Origin of the sequence: Pseudomonas sp. IT-P258, from assembly GCF_949767825.1 — a bacterium.
Taxonomy (GTDB): domain Bacteria; phylum Pseudomonadota; class Gammaproteobacteria; order Pseudomonadales; family Pseudomonadaceae; genus Aquipseudomonas; species Aquipseudomonas monachiensis.
Window position 1 is genome coordinate 488,638 of the sequence record NZ_CATKPU010000021.1, and the last position, 18,587, is coordinate 507,224.

The window sequence follows — 18,587 nt, forward strand, 5'->3', positions numbered from 1 at the left end:
TTGGCGTGCCCATTTTTTATTCCACTCCCCCGCTGCGCGGGAGGTGAAAACGGATTACGGATTAACGCTGTCTTTCAATGATTTGCCTGGCTTGAACGCAACGGTGTTGCTGGCCTTAATTTTGACGGGTTCACCGGTTTGCGGGTTTTTGCCGGTGCGGGCACCGCGATGGCGTTGCAGGAAGGTGCCGAAACCCACCAGCGTCACGCTGTCTTTGCGGTGCAGGGCACCGGTGATTTCTTCAAGAACGGCGTTGAGAACGCGGTTGGCTTGTTCTTTGGTGAGGTCTGCTTTTTCAGCAATGGCTGCGGCGAGGTCTGGTTTACGCATGTGAGTGAAGCCCCTTTGACGGTTTGTTGTTGTTATGTCCGTGCTGCTCTCGCGGAGCAGCGCCAAAAGCGCCGCAGGTGCTCTACTCTGCGGCAGACGGGAGTGAGGATGGCACGCAGTGAGGCCCCGCGCCAGTATCGGCGCGGCCATTGTTGGGGCAAAAGGGGGGTGATTCCGACAGAACGACCGCTATTTATGCCAACAGGGCCGGAAGCTCTTTGTTCAGGGCCAGTTTTTCCATCACGGCGGCACCGGTGAGGGCGTAACCGAGCAGCTTGCCCGCGGCATCGCGACACAAAACCTTGATGTCGGCGCCCTGCCCTTCGACTGTCCAGATGCCCTCTGCGCCCCGTGGCGGCGGGGACACCACCAGCGGGCAGACCGGAGTTTTGACGGTGATTGGCATCGGGCCATAGGTGACGGCGGTCGGGTTGCCGGCCAGGGTTTGCGCCAGCGCCCTCGCACAGCTCATCAGGGGCATCACGTACAGCAGGTTCAGCCCGTCGACCTCGGCGCAGTCGCCCAAGGCGTAGATGTTGGCATGAGAGGTCTTCAAGTGCCGATCGACCATGATGCCGCGGTTGACCTGCAAACCGGCCGCAGCCGCCAGGTCGACGCGCGGGCGCAGGCCAATGGCCGAGACCACCACGTCGCACGGGATCACCTGGCCATCGGACAGGTGCGCTTCCAGGCCGTCAGCCACGCGTTGCAGGCGATTGAGCACGGGGCCGAGGTGGAAACGCGCGCCGAGACTTTCGAGGCCAGCCTGCACCGCAGCGGCAGCCGCCGGGTGCAGCAGGGTCGGCATGACATGTTCGCACGGCGCAACCAGCTGCACTTCGTAGCCGCCCAGGGTCAGGTCGTTGGCGAATTCGCAGCCGATCAGGCCGGCGCCGAGCAGCAGCACGCGGCGCTTGCCGGCCGCCGCCGCACGGAAGCGTGCGTAGTCTTCCAGGTCGTTGATCGGGAATACGCAATCCGCCGCATCACCCTCAATGGGCACGCGCACGGTTTCGGCGCCCCAGGCCAGGATCAGGCCGCGGTAGATCACCGCTTCTTCACCGATCCACAGGCGCTTGTGGCCCGGGTCGATGCCACTGATACGCGTGTGGGTGCGTATTTCGGCCTTGAGCTGCTCGGCCATGGCGCCGGGTTCGGCCATGCTCAGGCCGTCGGCATCCTTGTTTTTGCCGAAGCCGGTGGAGAGCATCGGCTTGGAGTAGGAGCGCCCGTCATCGGCGGTAATCAGCAGCAGCGGGGTTTCGCTATCGAGTTTGCGAAACTCGCGGGCCACGTTGTAGCCCGCCAGGCCGGTGCCAATGATGACGACAGGTGCGTTCATTCCTTACTCCTCAATTATTCAGGCAGCGATTTCGATCATTTCAAAATCCATTTTGCCCACACCGCAGTCCGGGCACAGCCAGTCTGCCGGGACGTCTTCCCAACGGGTGCCCGGCGCAATGCCGTCATCCGGCCAACCGTCGGCTTCGTTGTAGATCAGGCCGCAGACGATACATTGCCACTTTTTCATCAGGTACTTCCTCAAGGTTCAGGCGTTTTGCCGGCCGGACGGTCGATGGTTGCAGCACTGCCGTCCAACTCAGCGCGTTTTGTACTGATCGGAGCCGCCGGATGCAAGCCTGTTCGGCGCAACGGCAGGCCAATTCAATCGATATCGGCGGCTGACATGTTAAGCTCGCCGCCTCATTTGCTGCCAATAATGACTCATTGTGCATCACACAGAATCCCCCTCTCCAGCTCCTCTCTGGCTCTCGCGCAGCGAACTGGCGTCACTCCCCGATGCCTCTACTCTCGACTGGCTGTTCGACGAAGGCTCACTGACTCGACGCCTGATTCATCTGTCGAATGATGCGTTCAGCGTCTCGCCGATGTTCGAAGGCTGGCAACCCCTGCGTGCCGACGAGTGCACAGCGCTGGACCTGGCCGATGGCAGTGAGGGTTGGGTGCGCGAGGTGTATTTGCGCGGTCATGGCCAGGCGTGGGTGTTTGCGCGCAGCGTGGCCTCACGCAGTGCATTGCAAGGCGACGGCCTGCACATGGACGAACTGGGCAGCCGCTCGCTGGGCGAATTGCTGTTTTGCGATCAGGCTTTTCAGCGCCGGGCCATCGAGGTTTGCCATTATCCGCAATCGTGGTTGCCCGCCGAGGTGCAATCCCCTGGGCTGTGGGGCCGCCGCTCGCGCTTCGACCGCGGTGCCTTGAGCGTTTTGGTGGCCGAAATTTTCCTGCCTTCCCTGTGGGACGCCGCCTGCGCCCGATCGGAGAACCGTTGATGTACCAAAGCCTGCTCAAGTCCTTGAACCGCTTGAATCCTCGGGCCTGGGATTTCATTCAGCTGACCCGCATGGACAAGCCGATCGGCATTTACCTGCTGCTCTGGCCAACGCTGTGGGCGCTGTGGATTGCCGGCAAGGGGTCGCCGTCCCTGGCCAACATTGTGATTTTCGTCCTCGGCGTGGTGCTGACCCGCGCCGGTGGCTGTGTGATCAACGACTGGGCGGACCGCAAGGTCGATGGCCATGTGAAGCGTACCGAGCAGCGGCCGCTGGTGAGCGGCAAGATCAGCTCCAAAGAGGCGCTGGTGTTCTTCGCATTGCTGATGGGCGCGAGCTTCCTGCTGGTGCTGTGCACCAATGCCGCGACCATCTGGCTGTCGTTGGGCGGCCTGGCGCTGGCGTTCAGTTACCCGTTCATGAAGCGCTACACCTATTACCCGCAAGTGGTGCTGGGCGCCGCATTTTCGTGGGGGATGCCGATGGCGTTCACCGCGGAAACCGGTGAATTGCCGGCCGTCGCGTGGTTGCTATGGATCGCCAACCTGATGTGGACAGTGGGTTACGACACGTACTACGCGATGACCGACCGAGATGACGACCTGAAGATCGGCGTGAAATCCACGGCAATCCTGTTCGGCGACGCGGACCGGGCGATCATCCTGACCTTGCAAGGGCTGGCGTTGGGTTGCCTGTTGCTGGCGGGTTCGAAGTTCGACCTTGGTGGCTGGTTCCACCTCGGATTACTGGTGGCGGCGGGCTGCTTTGCGTGGGAATTCTGGTACACCCGCGACAAGGACCGGATGCGTTGCTTCAAGGCGTTTTTGCACAATCACTGGGCAGGTTTGGCGATTTTCGTCGGGATTGTGCTGGACTACGCGCTACGTTGACCTTTGAAAAGATCGCAGCCTGCGGCAGCTCCTACCGAAGGCTGCGATCTTTTTGCGTTGTTACATATGCTCGCGAACGACATGCCAGACGTCTTTTTTCTTGTCACCCGTCATGTCTCCAGGTTTTTTGTCGTCCTCGTAGTAGTACAGCGGCTTGCCGTCATAAGCCCATTGCATCTTGCCATCGTCACGCTTGACGACTGTCCATTTACCTTCGGCCTTGGCACCCGCCGGCGCCATCATTGGCGGCCAGTATTTGGCGCAGTCGCCGTTGCACATCGACTTGCCGTCCGCGTCCTTGTCGAAGGTGTACAGGGTCATCCCTTTGTGGTCAGTCATCATGCCGTCTTTCATCATGCCCGGTTCGGCGGCGAAGGCCATCGAAGGCAATGCCAGGGCAGCGGCCAGCAGCAGGGCCTTGAGGGATTGCGAGTGTAGATTCATTTGAAGCCTTCCTTTGTGGTTGTCAGGATTCGGACTTAAAGCTTAGCCCAGGATCCAGCCAATCGCCGGCCGACTAAAATACTGTCACACGACTGCAATAATTCCGTTATCTAATGCGGCGCAAGACAGTTAAATGACAAGAGGATTAAGGGCATGGTTGGCAGGAGCATTCTGATCGTCGACGACGAAGCGCCTATTCGCGAAATGATCGCCGTTGCATTGGAAATGGCCGGCTATGACTGCCTGGAGGCTGAAAACTCCCAGCAGGCCCACGCCATTATCGTCGACCGCAAACCGGACCTGATCCTGCTCGACTGGATGCTGCCCGGCACGTCCGGCATCGAACTGGCCCGTCGCCTCAAGCGTGATGAACTGACCGGGGACATCCCGATCATCATGCTCACCGCCAAGGGTGAAGAGGACAACAAGATCCAGGGCCTGGAAGTCGGCGCCGACGACTACATCACCAAGCCGTTTTCCCCCCGTGAGCTGGTAGCGCGCCTGAAGGCCGTGCTGCGCCGTGCCGGTCCGACTGATGGCGAGGCGCCAATCGAAGTCGGCGGCCTGCTGCTGGACCCGATCAGCCACCGCGTGACCATCGACGGCCGTCCTGCCGAGATGGGACCGACTGAATACCGCCTGCTGCAATTCTTCATGACCCACCAGGAGCGCGCCTACACGCGTGGCCAGTTGCTGGATCAGGTCTGGGGCGGCAACGTCTACGTCGAAGAGCGTACGGTCGACGTGCACATTCGACGCCTGCGCAAAGCCCTCGGCGATGCTTACGAAAATCTGGTACAAACCGTGCGCGGCACTGGCTACCGGTTCTCAACCAAGGCCTGATGATCGCAGCGGTTCCACTTTCAAGGACGTATTTTTTTCGTGAACCAAAACTGGCATGGCACCCTGATTCGCCACATGCTGCTGCTGGTCACCGCCTGCCTGGTGATCGGCCTGATCACCGGCTATTACGGCTGGAGCCTCGCTGCAGGCCTGGGTCTTTACCTGGCCTGGACCCTCAAGCAATTACTGCGTCTGCACGAGTGGCTGCGCCTGCACAAACCCGATGAAGCGCCACCCGACGGCTACGGCCTGTGGGGCGAGGTGTTCGACAGCATCTACCACCTGCAACGCCGCGACCAACGGGTACGCGGACGCCTGCAAGCGGTGATCGACCGGGTTCAGGAATCCACCGCCGCGCTCAAGGATGCGGTGATCATGCTCGATACCGACGGCAACCTGGAATGGTGGAACCGCGCCGCCGAAACCCTGCTGGGCCTCAAGACGCCACAGGACAGTGGCCAACCGGTGACCAACCTGGTGCGCCATCCGCGCTTCAAGGAATACTTCGAGCAAGACAGTTATGCCGAGCCACTGGAAATCCCCTCGCCGACCAACGACCGCGTGCGCATTCAGCTGTACATCACCCGCTACGGCAATAACGAACACTTGATGCTGGTGCGCGATGTCACGCGCATCCATCAGCTTGAGCAAATGCGCAAAGACTTCATCGCCAACGTTTCCCATGAACTGCGTACACCGTTGACGGTGATCTGCGGTTACCTGGAAACCTTGCTCGACAACGTCGACGAGGTGAACCCGCGCTGGGGCCGCGCCTTGCAGCAGATGCAGCAACAAGGCGGACGCATGCAGACCTTGCTCAACGACCTGTTGTTGCTGGCCAAGCTGGAAGCCACCGATTATCCGTCGGACAACCAGCCGGTGCCGATCGACGGCTTGCTGCAATCGATCAAGAGCGATGCGCAGCAGTTGTCCGGCCAGAAAAACCAGAAAATCACCCTGGAAGCCGACCCGACGATTCTGCTCAAGGGCAGCGAAGCGGAGTTGCGCAGCGCGTTTTCCAACCTGGTGTTCAACGCGGTGAAATACACCCCGGCCGAAGGCAATATCCGCATTCGCTGGTGGGGCGATGACCAGGGGGCGCACCTGAGCGTGCAGGATTCCGGGATCGGCATCGATGCCAAACACCTGCCGCGCCTGACCGAACGCTTCTATCGCGTCGACTCCAGCCGCAACTCCAACACCGGGGGCACCGGCCTGGGACTGGCGATCGTCAAACACGTCTTGTTACGACATCGGGCACGGATGGAAATCAGCAGCGTACCGGGCCACGGCAGTACCTTTACCTGCCACTTTGCCCCGGCTCAAGTCACCAAATCACGGGTTATCAGCACCACTGACTGATACCGGCCAGCACGCGCCACTAGGCAACTGGCCGGTCAGCCGCTACATTGGCTGACTTGTGCCTGCCTTTCAGGCGCGGTTTTTTACTTCCCTCTCGAATATACGGAACCCGCAAAACTCCATCATGGACCCTTCCCCTGGCTTGACCCTCGCTACCATTTTCGCCGACTTCGGCATGATTCTTTTTGCTCTGATCCTGGTTTTGCTCAACGGATTTTTCGTTGCGGCGGAATTTGCCATGGTCAAATTGCGCTCGACCCGGGTCGAGGCCATCGCTGACAAAAACGGCTGGCGCGGGCACATCCTGCGCACCGTGCACAGTCAACTCGATGCTTACCTGTCGGCTTGCCAATTGGGTATCACCCTCGCCTCCCTGGGCCTGGGTTGGGTCGGTGAACCCGCGTTTGCCCACATTCTTGAGCCGGTGTTGAGCGCAGTCGGCGTCGAGTCGGCCGAAGTGGTCAAAGGCATCTCGTTCTTCACCGCCTTCTTCATCATTTCGTACCTGCACATCGTGGTCGGCGAACTGGCCCCCAAATCCTGGGCCATCCGCAAACCCGAGTTGCTGTCGCTGTGGACCGCCGTGCCGCTGTACCTGTTCTATTGGGCCATGTACCCGGCCATCTACCTGCTCAACGCCAGCGCCAACACCATCCTGCGCATTGCGGGGCAAGGTGAGCCCGGCCCGCATCACGAGCATCACTACAGCCGTGAAGAACTGAAACTGATCCTGCACTCCAGCCGTGGCCAGGACCCGAGCGACCAAGGCATGCGCGTCCTGGCCTCGGCGGTGGAAATGGGTGAACTGGAAGTGGTCGACTGGGCCAATTCCCGCGAAGACCTGGTGACCCTGGAGTTCAACGCGCCGCTCAAGCAGATCCTGGCGATGTTCCGTCGCCACAAGTTCAGCCGTTACCCGGTGTACGACAGCGAGCGCCAGGAGTTCGTCGGCCTGCTGCACATCAAGGATCTGCTGCTGGAACTGGCGGCACTGGACCACATTCCCGAGTCGTTCAACCTGGCCGAACTGACCCGCCCACTGGAGCGGGTGTCGCGGCACATGCCGCTGTCGCAGTTGCTGGAACAGTTCCGCAAGGGCGGCTCGCACTTCGCCGTGGTCGAAGAGGCCGACGGCAACATCATCGGCTACCTGACCATGGAAGATGTGCTGGAAGTGCTGGTGGGCGACATCCAGGACGAACACCGCAAGGCCGAACGCGGGATCCTCGCGTATCAGCCGGGCAAGCTGTTGGTGCGGGGCGATACGCCGCTGTTCAAGGTTGAACGACTGCTGGGTATCGACCTCGACCACGTCGAAGCCGAAACCCTTGCCGGACTGGTCTACGAGAGCCTCAAGCGCGTACCCGAAGAGGAAGAAGTGCTGGAAGTCGAAGGCCTGCGGATCATCATCAAGAAGATGAAAGGGCCGAAGATCGTTCTGGCCAAGGTGTTGATGCTGGATTGATGCGATTCGTTAAACCGCATTGATCCCAAGGCTTTACTGCTTGCCCAACGCAAAGTTGGGCAGCGCACCCACCGGCTGGCTGAACTGATACGGAATCGAGACCAGCCCCAGCCCGGTATTGCGCTGCACCACGAAGTGCAAATGCGGCCCGGTGCTGTTGCCGGTGTTGCCGGACAACGCCAGCGCACTCCCTACCGTTACCCGCTGACCTTCCCGAACGCAGACCGAGCCTTTCTTCAGGTGCAGATAAACGCCCATGGTCCCGTCATCGTGCAGCACCCGCACGAAATTGCCGGATGCGTCGGTGCCGCGCCCACTCTGTCTGTTCTCGGTTTTCACTACCACACCGCCTCGCGCGGCAATGATCGGCGTGCCCTCAGGCATCGCGATATCCATGGCGTATCGGCTCTTGGGCCCGAAGTGGCTGTAGGGGCCATTGGCGCCCTGGCTTATCCGGAACGGTCCGCCACGCCAGGGCAACGGGTACCGATAGCCAACCATGGGCCCTGAGGGGTCGCCCAGGGAGTAGTTGAACTTCGGGACGTACGCGATGGGCTTCCCACCTTTAGTCGCCGTGAGCTGCGCCAGGCGAACGCTGCTGCGTAGCGGGATCACCCGCCGAATCGTCCCGCCCGGCACACCGCTGGCGTTCTTCACCCCTGCAAAGCTCAATTCGACTTCGACCGGCGCATACAGGTCATTGCGCACGTACACGCTGTGCACGCCATTCTTCTTCATGATGATAAGGCGCACCTGGCGCTCAAGGTGCTCGACCATGCCATCGCGAAAAACGAACACATGGGCGCCTTTGCTAGGGCGGTCGCTGTAGGAAACCACACCATAGGCATCTTTGGATTTGTAGATGGTCATGGCCATGGCCGAGTTGGCGACCATGAACAGGCCACATATAAGCAGCAGGCGCGAGAACATGAGCAAGAATTCTGTCGAGTGAGATCTGGGATTGAGCCTAGCAGCTGCAATGGACCCGGGTAGTCGGCAGATGTTTCAAAATGGGCCGTTCAGAAGATTTTCGGCAAGGCCAATGGACCCTTCGAACTCGCAGACGACGCTGGATCAAGCACCAGGAATGAAGTGCTTCTGCGCCGTACCCCGCGCAATCAGGCGCGAGATGTAATCGAGCTTCTGCGCATCCTGGTCGACAAAGCGGAAGGTCAGTTGCAGCCAGTCACTGTCGGGCTTCGGTTCGTGGGCCACGACGGCGTGCAGATAGCCGTTGAGGCGGGCGATTTCGGCATTGTCGCCCTGCTCCAGGTCCAGCACGGCGCTGTCGAGGATCTGCGGCAGGATCTCGGAGCGCTTCACCACCAGCAGCGCTTCCTTGAGGCTCAGGGCCTTGATCACGCATTGCTGGATACCGTTGGGCAACCGCAGTTGACCCTGGCCACGGCCACTGGCGGGTGCCGAAGAGGCTGCTGGCGCCTTGATCGGCGGGCTGTTGAGCAAGCCTTTGGACGGTGCGGGTGCGGCCGTTGGCGTGGCGACGGGGGCCTTGCCACCGGTCAGGGCAGCGAGGGAGTCGTTAGCGAAGGCAGGGCTGGTTTTGGTCGCGGCGACGTTGATCAAGGCGTCGAGTTTGCCGACCTTGTGCAGCGCCTGCTTGACCTTGGTGATCAGTTGCTCGTTGGTGAACGGTTTGCTGACGTAGCCGGATACCCCGGCCTGAATCGCCTGGACAACGTTCTCTTTGTCGCCACGGCTGGTCACCATCACGAAAGGCATGGCTCTGAGGTTGTCTTGCTCGCGGCACCAGGTCAGCAGTTCCAGGCCGGACATTTCCGGCATTTCCCAGTCGCACAGGACCAGGTCGAAGGCTTCCTTGGCCAGCATGGCCTGGGCCTTTCTGCCGTTGATCGCATCTTCGATCCGCATGCCCGGGAAATAATTGCGCAGGCACTTTTTCACCAGATCACGAATGAACGACGCGTCGTCCACGACCAACACACTGACCTTACTCATCCAAAACCCCTTTAAAAAATCCCGGCCAGCATACCGCCTTGCTGATGGCACATTGCCAAAAAATCTTCAGTCACGCCGGACTTTTCGTTCGCGGGTGCTGCTTTTCGAATTCGTAAGCCGCAAACAAAAACGCCCGGCCAAAAGGCCGGGCGCTTTACTTGGGCAACCTTACTTATCGTCAGTTTTGCCCGGAACATTAGCTGTTTCGCCGCTGGTTCCTTCGACTTCTTCCTTCATGCGCTTGAGACCCAGGTGCCGCACGTCGGTGCCGCGTACCAGGTAGATCACCAGCTCGGAGATATTGCGCGCGTGGTCGCCGATACGTTCCAGCGAACGCAGCACCCAGATAATGCTCAGAACCCGCGAAATGGAACGCGGATCTTCCATCATGTAGGTTGCCAGCTCACGCAGGGCGGTCTTGTATTCGCGGTCGATGATCTTGTCGTACTGCGCCACCGACAAGGCCAACTCGGCGTCGAAACGGGCAAAGGCGTCCAGTGCGTCGCGCACCATGTTGCGCACCTGGTCACCGATGTGGCGCACTTCCACGTATCCGCGCGGCGCTTCGCCTTCTTCGCACAGCTGGATGGCGCGGCGGGCGATCTTGGTCGCTTCGTCACCGATGCGCTCCAGGTCGATCACCGACTTGGAAATGCTGATGATCAGGCGCAGGTCGGAAGCCGCCGGCTGGCGACGGGCCAGAATGCGCAGGCATTCCTCGTCGATGTTGCGTTCCATCTGGTTGATCTGGTCATCGATCTCGCGCACTTGCTGGGCCAGGCCGGAGTCGGCCTCGATCAGCGCGGTCACCGCGTCGTTGACCTGCTTCTCGACCAGCCCGCCCATGGCCAGGAGGTGGCTGCGCACTTCCTCCAGTTCGGCGTTGAACTGCTGGGAGATGTGGTGTGTAAGGCCTTCCTTAGAAATCATGTTGTCTGCTCCGCAAAAGCTGTGAGCTGCAAGCTACAAGCTGCAAGCTGATGTGTTGTACCCGAACCGCCCTGACTTGCCGCTTGAAGCTCGCGGCTCGTGGCTGCTGCTAGCCGTAGCGACCGGTGATGTAGTCTTCGGTCTGCTTCTTCGCCGGATTGGTGAACAGGGTATCGGTGTCGCCAAACTCGACCAGCTTGCCCATGTACATGAACGCGGTGTAGTCGGACACCCGCGCCGCCTGTTGCATGTTGTGGGTCACGATGACGATGGTGAACTTGGATTTCAGTTCGTAGATCAGCTCTTCGACTTTCAGCGTGGAGATCGGGTCGAGTGCCGAGCACGGTTCGTCGAGCAGCAGCACTTCCGGCTCAACGGCGATGGTGCGAGCGATCACCAGACGCTGCTGCTGACCACCGGACAGGCCCAGTGCCGACTCGTGCAGACGGTCCTTGACCTCGTCCCACAGCGCCGCGCCTTTCAACGCCCACTCAACGGCTTCGTCGAGCACGCGCTTCTTGTTAATGCCCTGGATGCGCAGGCCGTAGACCACGTTTTCGTAGATGGTTTTCGGGAACGGGTTGGGCTTCTGGAACACCATGCCGACGCGACGACGCAGCTCGGCCACGTCCTCGCCCTTGCGGTAGATGTTGTTGCCGTACAGGTTGATCTCGCCTTCAACGCGGCAGCCGTCAACCAGGTCGTTCATCCGGTTGAAGGTACGCAGCAGCGTGGACTTGCCACAGCCGGACGGACCGATGAAAGCGGTCACGCGCTGTTTCGGGATGTTCATGCTGACGTCGTACAGCGCTTGTTTTTCGCCGTAGAACAGGCTCAGGCCCGGTACTTCGATAGCTACGGTTTCCTGCTCGAGGTTCAGGCTCTGTTTGTCGCGACCCAGCGCCGACATGTTGATGCCGTGGGTATGTGCTTCGTGCTGCATGGGAGGCTCCCTGTGCTAACAAATTCGGTTCGGAACGCTGCTTATTGCAGTTCCCATCAATATTCCGGTGGACGCGGTCCAGTGTGGGAGCGGGCTTGCTCGCGAAGAGGCCGGCACATTCAACATCAATGTTGCCTGACCCACCGCTTTCGCGAGCAAGCCCGCTCCCACATTGGAAATCAGCTATCCAGCGCCTTGTACTTCTCGCGCAGGTGGTTACGGATGTACACCGCCGACAGGTTCAATGTCGCGATCACCAGCACCAGCAGCAGCGCCGTGGCGTACACCAGCGGTCGCGCGGCTTCGACGTTCGGGCTCTGGAAGCCGACGTCATAGATGTGGAAGCCCAAGTGCATGATCTTCTGGTCCAGGTGCAGGTACGGGTAGTTACCGTCCACCGGCAGCGACGGCGCCAGTTTGACCACACCCACCAGCATCAGCGGCGCCACTTCACCCGCGGCGCGGGCCACCGCGAGGATCATGCCGGTCATCATCGCCGGGCTGGCCATCGGCAGCACGATCTTCCACAGGGTTTCAGCCTTGGTTGCGCCGAGGGCCAACGAGCCTTCACGCACGGTGCGAGGAATCCGCGCCAGACCTTCTTCGGTGGCCACGATCACCACCGGCACCGCCAGCAGAGCCAAGGTGAGCGAAGCCCAGAGCAGACCCGGTGTACCGAAGGTCGGTGCCGGCAGTGCTTCCGGGAAGAACAGACGGTCGAGCGAGCCGCCCAGCACGTAGACGAAGAAGCCCAGGCCGAACACGCCGTAAACGATGGCCGGAACGCCCGCCAGGTTGTTCACTGCGATGCGGATAATCCGGGTCAGTGCGTTCTGCTTGGCGTATTCACGCAGGTACACCGCCGCCAGTACGCCGAACGGGGTCACGATCATTGCCATGATCAGGGTCATCATCACGGTGCCGAAGATGGCCGGGAAGATCCCGCCTTCGGTGTTCGCTTCACGCGGGTCGTCGCTCAGGAACTCCCAGACCTTGCTGAAGTAGAAACCGATCTTGGTGGTCGTGCTCATGGCGTTCGGCTGGTAGGCGTGAACCACTTTGCCGATGCCGATTTCGATTTCCTTACCGTTCGCATCGCGGGCGGTCAGGCTGTCGCGGTTGAACTGCGCATGCAGATCGCTCAGGCGCGCTTCAACATCCTGATAGCGGGCGTTGAGTTCGGCGCGCTCGGATTCCATGTCCGCTTGTGCGGTGGCGTCGAGTTTGCCATCCAGCTCAAGCTTGCGACCGTGCAGGCGGATGCGTTCGAGACCGGCGTTGATCGCGCCGATGTCGGTTTTTTCCAGGTTCTTGAGTTGTGCAGCCAGCTTGTTGACCCGGTCAACACGGGCCTGCAACTCAGGCCATGCGGCTTCGCCTTCAGCGACAACCTTGCCATCCTGTTTGACGTTGACCAGGTAACCGTAGAAGTTGCCCCACTCGCGACGCTCGATGGCCATCAGCTCCGGCGGCGTCGCCTGCCTGGTCAGCCACTCGCCGACGATCCAGGTGAAGTCGTTGCCGTTCAGGTCACGGTTGCCGACCTTGATCAGCTCGCGGGTCATGAACTCCGGGCCTTCGTCAGGCACCGGCAGGCCGGCGCTCTTCAGGCGGGCACGTGGCACTTCTTCCTTCTGTACGATTTCGCCGATCACCAAGTGATTGGCCTGGCCCGGTACGTCGTAACTGGCATGCACCAGGTCAGCCGGCCAGAAGTGACCAAGACCACGCACGGCAATCACTGCCAGCAGGCCAATGGTCATGATGACCGCGATGGACACCGCGCCACCGCTGATCCAGACGCCGGGGGCGCCGCTCTTGAACCATCCTTTCAGGGAGTTCTGTTTCACAGACTTCTACCTTTGCTTAAAGCGACGAGTATTTCTTGCGCAGACGCTGACGAATCAGTTCCGCGAGGGTGTTCATGACGAAGGTGAACAACAGCAGCACCAGCGCCGAGAGGAACAGCACGCGGTAGTGGCTGCCGCCGACTTCCGATTCGGGCATTTCCACCGCGACGTTGGCCGCCAGGGTGCGCAGGCCTTCGAACAGGTTCATTTCCATGACAGGGGTGTTACCGGTGGCCATCAACACGATCATGGTTTCGCCGACCGCACGGCCCATGCCGATCATCAGCGCCGAGAAGATACCCGGGCTCGCGGTGAGGATCACCACGCGGGTCATGGTCTGCCACGGCGTGGCACCGAGGGCCAGGGAGCCCAGGGTCAGGCCGCGAGGCACGCTGAACACGGCGTCTTCGGCGATGGAGTAGATGTTCGGGATGACCGCGAAGCCCATGGCCAGGCCGACCACCAGGGCGTTGCGCTGGTCGTAGGTGATGCCCAGGTCGTGGGAGATCCACATGCGCATGTCGCCGCCGAAGAACCAGTTTTCCATGAACGGGCTCATGTACAACGACAGCCAACCCACAAACAGGATCACCGGAATCAGCAGCGCACTTTCCCAGCCATCCGGGACTTTCAGGCGAATCGACTCAGGCAGGCGGCTGAAGGTGAATCCGGCGACCAGGATGCCGATCGGCAGCAACATCAGCAGGCTGAAGATGCCCGGCAAATGCCCTTCCACATATGGCGCGAGGAACAGACCGGCGAAGAAACCAAGAATCACCGTCGGCATCGCTTCCATCAACTCGATCACCGGCTTGACCTTGCGGCGCATGCCCGGAGCCATGAAGTACGCGGTGTAGATCGCCGCGGCAACGGCCAGTGGAGCGGCCAGCAGCATGGCGTAGAACGCGGCTTTCAGGGTACCGAAGGTCAGCGGCGACAGGCTCAGCTTGGGTTCGAAGTCAGTGTTGGCGGCGGTCGATTGCCAGACGTATTTAGGCTCGTCGTAGTTCTCGTACCAGACCTTGCTCCACAGTGCGCTCCACGAGACTTCCGGGTGCGGGTTGTCGAGCAGCAGCGGATGCAACTTGCCGCCGGCTTCCACGATCAAGCGGTTGGCACGCGGCGACAGACCGAAGATGCCCTGGCCTTCAGCGACCGACTCCACCAGCAAGGTACGGTGGGCGGTACTGTGGAACACGCCGAGCTTGCCGGAAGCGTCGAGGGCAACGAAGCCCTTGCGGCGCTCTTCGGCAGTGATTTCAACGATAGGCGTGGTGCCCATCTGGAAGGTGCGGATCTGCTTCAGGCGTTGCTCGCCATCGGGGTCGCGCGCCATGAACCACTGGGCCAGACCACCTTTGGAGTCACCGATGATCAGCGAGATACCGCCCACCAACTGGGTGCTGGCGGTGACTTCGGTTTCGCCGTTTTCCGCCAGTTTGTAGCGACCGTTGAGACTTTTGTCGCGAAGGCTGAACACGTCGGCCTGGGCACGCCCGTTGATCACGTACAGCCACTGCTGACGCGGGTCGACGAAAATATTCTTCACCGGCTCGGTCATTTGCGGCAGTTCGATGCGCTTCTGCTCGTTGGTGACTTCGCCGGTCATCATGTTCTCTTCGCTGGTCAGCGACAGAACATTGAGTTGCGAACCGGTGGAACCCACCAGCATCAGGGTCGAATCGTTGGCGTTGAGGCTGACGTGCTCCAGCGCACCGCCGGCTTCGTTCACCGCGATTGGCGCTTCGCCATACGGGTACTCGATGGCCGGGGTGATGGTCTTCTTGCCGTCCGGGTAGCTGACTTTATAGGTGTGACGGAACACCAGGGCCTGACCGTTGGACAGACCCACCGCCACCAGCGGGTGACCTGGCTGGTCTTCTGCGATGGAAGTCACGGTGGTGCCGGCCGGGATCGACAGATCGACGCGCTTCAATTCAGCGCCGCTGTCGATGTCGAAGAACAATGCCTGGCCCTTGTCGGAAACCCGCATCGCAACCTGGTTCTGCTCTTCCAGGGAGATCATCAGCGGCTTGCCGGCGTCTTGCATCCAGGCGGGTGTGATGGCGTCCTTGGCGGTCAGGCTGGCACCCTGGAACAGGGGCGCGACGACGTAGGCAAGGAAGAAGAAGATCAAGGTGATCGCGCCCAGTACAGCGAGGCCGCCAACGAGGACGTACCAGCGGGTCAGGCGATCTTTGAGCGCGCGAATGCGGCGCTTGCGTTGCAACTCAGGCGTATTGAAATCAATTCGCTTGGGGGGATTAGTAGTCATGTTGGAATTGGCCAGATCATTCATTCGCACACCCTAGCGATCCTGTATGACAGAAAGATGACAGTGCAGTGACGCAACAAATCCGCCGCTAGCGGTAACCAGCAGCGAATAGAGAATTAGAGGTGCATGGGGGCGGCTCCTGCCGCCCCCATGTGAGTCCGAGGGGTTCACCCTGGACTCAATTTGTTACTTTTTTGCGACTTCAGCGCCGCCTTCCGCCAGACCCAGGTCAGCCAGAGCTTTGGCAGCTACTTTGGCCGGCAGTGGGATGTAACCGTCTTTCACTACGACTTCCTGACCCTGTTTAGACAGAACCAGTTTCACGAACTCGGCTTCCAGCGGGGCCAGTGGCTTGTTCGGGGCTTTGTTGACGTACACGTACAAGAAGCGGGACAGCGGGTACTTGCCGTTCAGGGCGTTTTCTTCAGTGTCTTCGATGAAGTCCTGGCTGCCTTTCTTGGCCAGGGCCACAGTCTTCACGCTAGCGGTCTTGTAGCCGATGCCCGAGTAACCGATGCCGTTCAGCGAGGAGCTGATCGACTGCACGACCGAAGCCGAACCTGGCTGCTCGTTCACGTTAGGCTTGTAGTCGCCTTTGCACAGGGCTTCTTCCTTGAAGTAGCCGTAGGTGCCGGATACCGAGTTACGACCGAACAGTTGAACCGGCTTGTTGGCCAGGTCGCCGGTCACGCCCAGGTCGCCCCAGGTTTTCACGTCGGCTTTAGCGCCGCACAGACGAGTGGACGAGAAGATCGCATCGACCTGTTCCATGGTCAGGTGCTGGATCGGGTTGTCCTTGTGTACGAATACAGCCAGGGCGTCCACGGCAACCGGGATAGCGGTTGGCTTGTAGCCGTACTTCTGCTCGAAGGCAGCCAGTTCGGTGTCCTTCATCCTGCGGCTCATCGGGCCCAGGTTGGAGGTGCCTTCAGTCAGCGCAGGTGGCGCAGTGGCGGAGCCAGCGGCCTGAATCTGGATGTTTACGTTCGGGTATTCTTTCTTGTAGTTCTCAGCCCAGAGGGTCATGAGGTTGGCCAGGGTATCGGAACCAACGCTGGACAGGTTGCCCGACACACCAGTGGTCTTGGTGTAGCTCGGGATAGCAGGGTCAACAGCGGCAACCGCGTTGGCAGTCGCAACGCCAGCAGCGACAAAAGTCATTGCCGCCATCAAACGCTTCAGTTTCATGCCTTACTCCTAGCAGATAGGGTGTGTTATTCGGGGCCAAGTATCAGCAGGCCGTGTGAACACTCTATGGCTGAAATATGACAATTGGATGAAAGGCCAGCACTCCGCTTGGAAGGCTGGCCTTTCAGTTGTAACTGTAGATGTGAGGAGTGCTGTGATCGTTCGCTATCAGCGGCCCTTCTTCCAGAGATATGCACCTACCAGAATCCCCACCCCGCATAGCACCGCCACATAATAGGCAGGCCCCATCGCACTCTCCTTGAGCAACAGGCTGACGATCATCGGTGTCAGACCACCGAAAATCGCGTAGGCGACGTTGTACGAGAACGACAGGCCGCTGAAACGCACCACCGGCGGGAACGCCTTGACCATCACATAGGGCACCGCGCCGATGGTGCCGACCAGCAGACCGGTCAGGGCATACATCGGGAACAGCCAGTCGGGATGATCGGCCAGGCTGTGGTAGAAGGTCCAGGAACTGGCCAGCAGCGCGGTACAGCCGATCACGAAGACTCGTCCCGCACCGAAGCGATCGGCCAGTGCGCCGGCAATGATGCAACCAAAGCTCAGGAACACGATCGCCACGCTGTTCGCCTGCAGGGACGTGGTTGGCGAGAAGTGATAGACCGTCTGCAACACAGTCGGGGTCATCAGGATCAACACCACGATGGCGGCCGACAGCAGCCAGGTCAGCAACATCGAAATGGCAATGGCGCCTCGATGGTCACGCAGCACCGCCCGCAGCGGCACTTCTTCGGCCAGGGCCTTGCGCTGTTGCAACTCGGCGAACACCGGGGTTTCGTGCAACCAGCGACGCAGGTACACCGAGAACAGGCCGAACACGCCACCCAGCAGGAACGGAATCCGCCAGGCGTAATCCGCTACTTCCACCGGGGTGTAGAGGCTGTTGATCGCCGTGGCGACCAGCGAGCCGAGCAGGATGCCCGCCGTCAGGCCGCTGGTCAGGGTGCCGCAGGCGTAGCCGACATGCCGCTGCGGAACGTGCTCGGAAACGAAGACCCACGCCCCCGGCACTTCACCGCCAATGGCCGCGCCCTGGATCACCCGCATCAACAGCAACAGGATCGGCGCCCACATGCCGATCTGCGCATAAGTCGGCAGCAAACCCATGATCAAGGTGGGCACCGCCATCATGAAAATGCTCAGAGTGAACATTTTCTTGCGGCCCAGCAGGTCGCCGAAGTGCGCCATCACGATGCCGCCCAGCGGCCGCGCCAGATAGCCGGCGGCGAAGATGCCGAAGGTCTGCATCAGGCGTAGCCATTCAGGCATGTCCGCCGGGAAGAACAGCTTGCCCACCACCGTGGCGAAGAACACGAAGATGATGAAATCGTAGAACTCCAGCGCGCCGCCCAGGGCCGACAGCGATAGAGTCTTGTAGTCGTTGCGGGTCAGCGGACGTGCGGGTTGGTCTGGCTGCGCGATGCTCGAGGGCGCTGTGGTCATGGCAAGGGCTTCTCTTATAGTCGGATCTGCAACCTCAACAACGCTGGCTGAGGTTTGGGCAGGTCCGGCACGATAGCAAATTGTTCGAAAAAGCACATAGAGGTGCGTTTTTGACAGTCAAAATGAGAACCGGACGGTCGTCGCGGAGTCTACCGACCGATATACTCAAAGCCTGCTCCGGTTTTTGAGGGGTTGCTGTGCGAAAGCGCCTGTCAGGTTCATAGGCGATTTCGCAGAGTTTCCCTTTAGGCGCCTGATGGAAAACGTGACGAACGTAGTATGTTCGGTGCTGAATCGTTTTTCCCGAAGACGGCTACCACCAGCAATAC

Annotated in this window: 17 protein-coding genes; 5 read left to right on the plus strand and 12 right to left on the minus strand. The window is 60.4% G+C overall.

Features of this window, described 5'->3' with window-relative positions; translation table 11 throughout:
* Window positions 1-54: 54 nt before the first annotated feature.
* From ACM6G4_RS09540 to ACM6G4_RS09550, 3 genes are all read right to left on the minus strand, one after another.
* A complete protein-coding gene (locus tag ACM6G4_RS09540; protein ID WP_003195589.1) occupies window positions 55-330 on the minus strand; it encodes an HU family DNA-binding protein in 276 nt (91 codons plus the stop codon).
* 193 nt (window positions 331-523) lie between these two features.
* Window positions 524-1,672 carry an NAD(P)/FAD-dependent oxidoreductase gene (locus tag ACM6G4_RS09545; protein ID WP_414913551.1) on the minus strand — a complete coding sequence of 383 codons (1,149 nt, stop codon included), beginning with the start codon at window positions 1,670-1,672 and terminating at the stop codon, window positions 524-526.
* 18 nt (window positions 1,673-1,690) lie between these two features.
* Window positions 1,691-1,861, minus strand: a complete 171-nt coding sequence (locus tag ACM6G4_RS09550) for a rubredoxin (protein ID WP_007995385.1) — start codon at window positions 1,859-1,861, stop codon at window positions 1,691-1,693.
* Window positions 1,862-2,060: 199 nt separating this feature from the next.
* Between ACM6G4_RS09550 and ACM6G4_RS09555 the strand changes: the two genes are divergently transcribed.
* Both ACM6G4_RS09555 and ubiA read left to right on the plus strand, forming a co-directional pair.
* A complete protein-coding gene (locus ACM6G4_RS09555) occupies window positions 2,061-2,624 on the plus strand; it encodes a chorismate--pyruvate lyase family protein (protein WP_414913552.1) in 564 nt (187 codons plus the stop codon).
* Complete coding sequence (ubiA, locus tag ACM6G4_RS09560) at window positions 2,624-3,514, plus strand: 4-hydroxybenzoate octaprenyltransferase (RefSeq protein WP_414913553.1); 891 nt, start codon at window positions 2,624-2,626, stop codon at window positions 3,512-3,514. Before ACM6G4_RS09555 ends, ubiA begins: the two co-directional genes overlap by 1 nt.
* A gap of 60 nt (window positions 3,515-3,574) precedes the next feature.
* Here the strand turns inward: ubiA and ACM6G4_RS09565 are convergent, their stop codons facing one another.
* Window positions 3,575-3,958 (minus strand): hypothetical protein, encoded by a 384-nt coding sequence (locus tag ACM6G4_RS09565; RefSeq protein ID WP_223542658.1) that lies wholly within the window; start codon window positions 3,956-3,958, stop codon window positions 3,575-3,577.
* Window positions 3,959-4,111: 153 nt separating this feature from the next.
* Here ACM6G4_RS09565 and phoB point away from each other — a divergent pair, with 153 nt between their 5' ends.
* From phoB to ACM6G4_RS09580, 3 genes are all read left to right on the plus strand, one after another.
* The gene (gene phoB, locus ACM6G4_RS09570; RefSeq protein ID WP_003229608.1) at window positions 4,112-4,801 is read left to right on the plus strand and encodes a phosphate regulon transcriptional regulator PhoB; all 690 of its coding nucleotides are present in this window, start codon (window positions 4,112-4,114) and stop codon (window positions 4,799-4,801) included.
* A 75-nt stretch (window positions 4,802-4,876) separates the two neighbouring features.
* Window positions 4,877-6,163 carry a phosphate regulon sensor histidine kinase PhoR gene (phoR, locus tag ACM6G4_RS09575; protein ID WP_414913631.1) on the plus strand — a complete coding sequence of 429 codons (1,287 nt, stop codon included), beginning with the start codon at window positions 4,877-4,879 and terminating at the stop codon, window positions 6,161-6,163.
* Window positions 6,164-6,287: 124 nt separating this feature from the next.
* Window positions 6,288-7,628 (plus strand): hemolysin family protein, encoded by a 1,341-nt coding sequence (locus ACM6G4_RS09580; RefSeq protein WP_007975205.1) that lies wholly within the window; start codon window positions 6,288-6,290, stop codon window positions 7,626-7,628.
* Between the two features lie 33 nt (window positions 7,629-7,661).
* Here the strand turns inward: ACM6G4_RS09580 and ACM6G4_RS09585 are convergent, their stop codons facing one another.
* The 8 genes from ACM6G4_RS09585 to ACM6G4_RS09620 all read right to left on the minus strand — a co-directional run bounded on the left by ACM6G4_RS09585 (window position 7,662) and on the right by ACM6G4_RS09620 (window position 18,258).
* The gene (locus ACM6G4_RS09585; RefSeq protein WP_414913554.1) at window positions 7,662-8,558 is read right to left on the minus strand and encodes a peptidoglycan DD-metalloendopeptidase family protein; all 897 of its coding nucleotides are present in this window, start codon (window positions 8,556-8,558) and stop codon (window positions 7,662-7,664) included.
* A gap of 144 nt (window positions 8,559-8,702) precedes the next feature.
* The gene (locus ACM6G4_RS09590) at window positions 8,703-9,605 is read right to left on the minus strand and encodes a response regulator (protein ID WP_056726835.1); all 903 of its coding nucleotides are present in this window, start codon (window positions 9,603-9,605) and stop codon (window positions 8,703-8,705) included.
* Between the two features lie 168 nt (window positions 9,606-9,773).
* On the minus strand, window positions 9,774-10,535 hold the full coding sequence (gene phoU, locus ACM6G4_RS09595) for a phosphate signaling complex protein PhoU (RefSeq protein WP_007992846.1): 762 nt from the start codon (window positions 10,533-10,535) through the stop codon (window positions 9,774-9,776).
* Window positions 10,536-10,644: 109 nt separating this feature from the next.
* Window positions 10,645-11,478: a phosphate ABC transporter ATP-binding protein PstB gene (pstB, locus tag ACM6G4_RS09600; protein WP_007971742.1), complete on the minus strand. Its 834-nt coding sequence runs from the start codon at window positions 11,476-11,478 to the stop codon at window positions 10,645-10,647.
* A gap of 179 nt (window positions 11,479-11,657) precedes the next feature.
* On the minus strand, window positions 11,658-13,328 hold the full coding sequence (gene pstA, locus ACM6G4_RS09605) for a phosphate ABC transporter permease PstA (RefSeq protein ID WP_414913555.1): 1,671 nt from the start codon (window positions 13,326-13,328) through the stop codon (window positions 11,658-11,660).
* Between the two features lie 16 nt (window positions 13,329-13,344).
* Window positions 13,345-15,378 (minus strand): ABC transporter permease subunit, encoded by a 2,034-nt coding sequence (locus ACM6G4_RS09610; protein ID WP_414913632.1) that lies wholly within the window; start codon window positions 15,376-15,378, stop codon window positions 13,345-13,347.
* 411 nt (window positions 15,379-15,789) lie between these two features.
* The gene (locus ACM6G4_RS09615; RefSeq protein ID WP_414913556.1) at window positions 15,790-16,791 is read right to left on the minus strand and encodes a phosphate ABC transporter substrate-binding protein PstS; all 1,002 of its coding nucleotides are present in this window, start codon (window positions 16,789-16,791) and stop codon (window positions 15,790-15,792) included.
* Window positions 16,792-16,959: 168 nt separating this feature from the next.
* Entirely contained in the window at window positions 16,960-18,258 is a 1,299-nt protein-coding gene (locus ACM6G4_RS09620; protein WP_056726831.1) for an MFS transporter, read from the minus strand.
* Between the last annotated feature and the right edge of the window lie 329 nt (window positions 18,259-18,587).

What these genes read in the sequence shown, in the direction of transcription:
- ACM6G4_RS09540 (WP_003195589.1), bottom strand. Translation starts at nt 330, where the DNA reads ATGCGTAAACCAGACCTCGCCGCAGCCATTGCTGAAAAAGCAGACCTC.
- ACM6G4_RS09545 (WP_414913551.1), bottom strand. Translation starts at nt 1,672, where the DNA reads ATGAACGCACCTGTCGTCATCATTGGCACCGGCCTGGCGGGCTACAAC.
- ACM6G4_RS09550 (WP_007995385.1), bottom strand. Translation starts at nt 1,861, where the DNA reads ATGAAAAAGTGGCAATGTATCGTCTGCGGCCTGATCTACAACGAAGCC.
- ubiA (WP_414913553.1), top strand. Translation starts at nt 2,624, where the DNA reads ATGTACCAAAGCCTGCTCAAGTCCTTGAACCGCTTGAATCCTCGGGCC.
- ACM6G4_RS09565 (WP_223542658.1), bottom strand. Translation starts at nt 3,958, where the DNA reads ATGAATCTACACTCGCAATCCCTCAAGGCCCTGCTGCTGGCCGCTGCC.
- phoB (WP_003229608.1), top strand. Translation starts at nt 4,112, where the DNA reads ATGGTTGGCAGGAGCATTCTGATCGTCGACGACGAAGCGCCTATTCGC.
- phoR (WP_414913631.1), top strand. Translation starts at nt 4,877, where the DNA reads ATGCTGCTGCTGGTCACCGCCTGCCTGGTGATCGGCCTGATCACCGGC.
- ACM6G4_RS09580 (WP_007975205.1), top strand. Translation starts at nt 6,288, where the DNA reads ATGGACCCTTCCCCTGGCTTGACCCTCGCTACCATTTTCGCCGACTTC.
- ACM6G4_RS09585 (WP_414913554.1), bottom strand. Translation starts at nt 8,558, where the DNA reads ATGTTCTCGCGCCTGCTGCTTATATGTGGCCTGTTCATGGTCGCCAAC.
- ACM6G4_RS09590 (WP_056726835.1), bottom strand. Translation starts at nt 9,605, where the DNA reads ATGAGTAAGGTCAGTGTGTTGGTCGTGGACGACGCGTCGTTCATTCGT.
- phoU (WP_007992846.1), bottom strand. Translation starts at nt 10,535, where the DNA reads ATGATTTCTAAGGAAGGCCTTACACACCACATCTCCCAGCAGTTCAAC.
- pstB (WP_007971742.1), bottom strand. Translation starts at nt 11,478, where the DNA reads ATGCAGCACGAAGCACATACCCACGGCATCAACATGTCGGCGCTGGGT.
- ACM6G4_RS09610 (WP_414913632.1), bottom strand. Translation starts at nt 15,378, where the DNA reads ATGCAAGACGCCGGCAAGCCGCTGATGATCTCCCTGGAAGAGCAGAAC.
- ACM6G4_RS09615 (WP_414913556.1), bottom strand. Translation starts at nt 16,791, where the DNA reads ATGAAACTGAAGCGTTTGATGGCGGCAATGACTTTTGTCGCTGCTGGC.
- ACM6G4_RS09620 (WP_056726831.1), bottom strand. Translation starts at nt 18,258, where the DNA reads ATGACCACAGCGCCCTCGAGCATCGCGCAGCCAGACCAACCCGCACGT.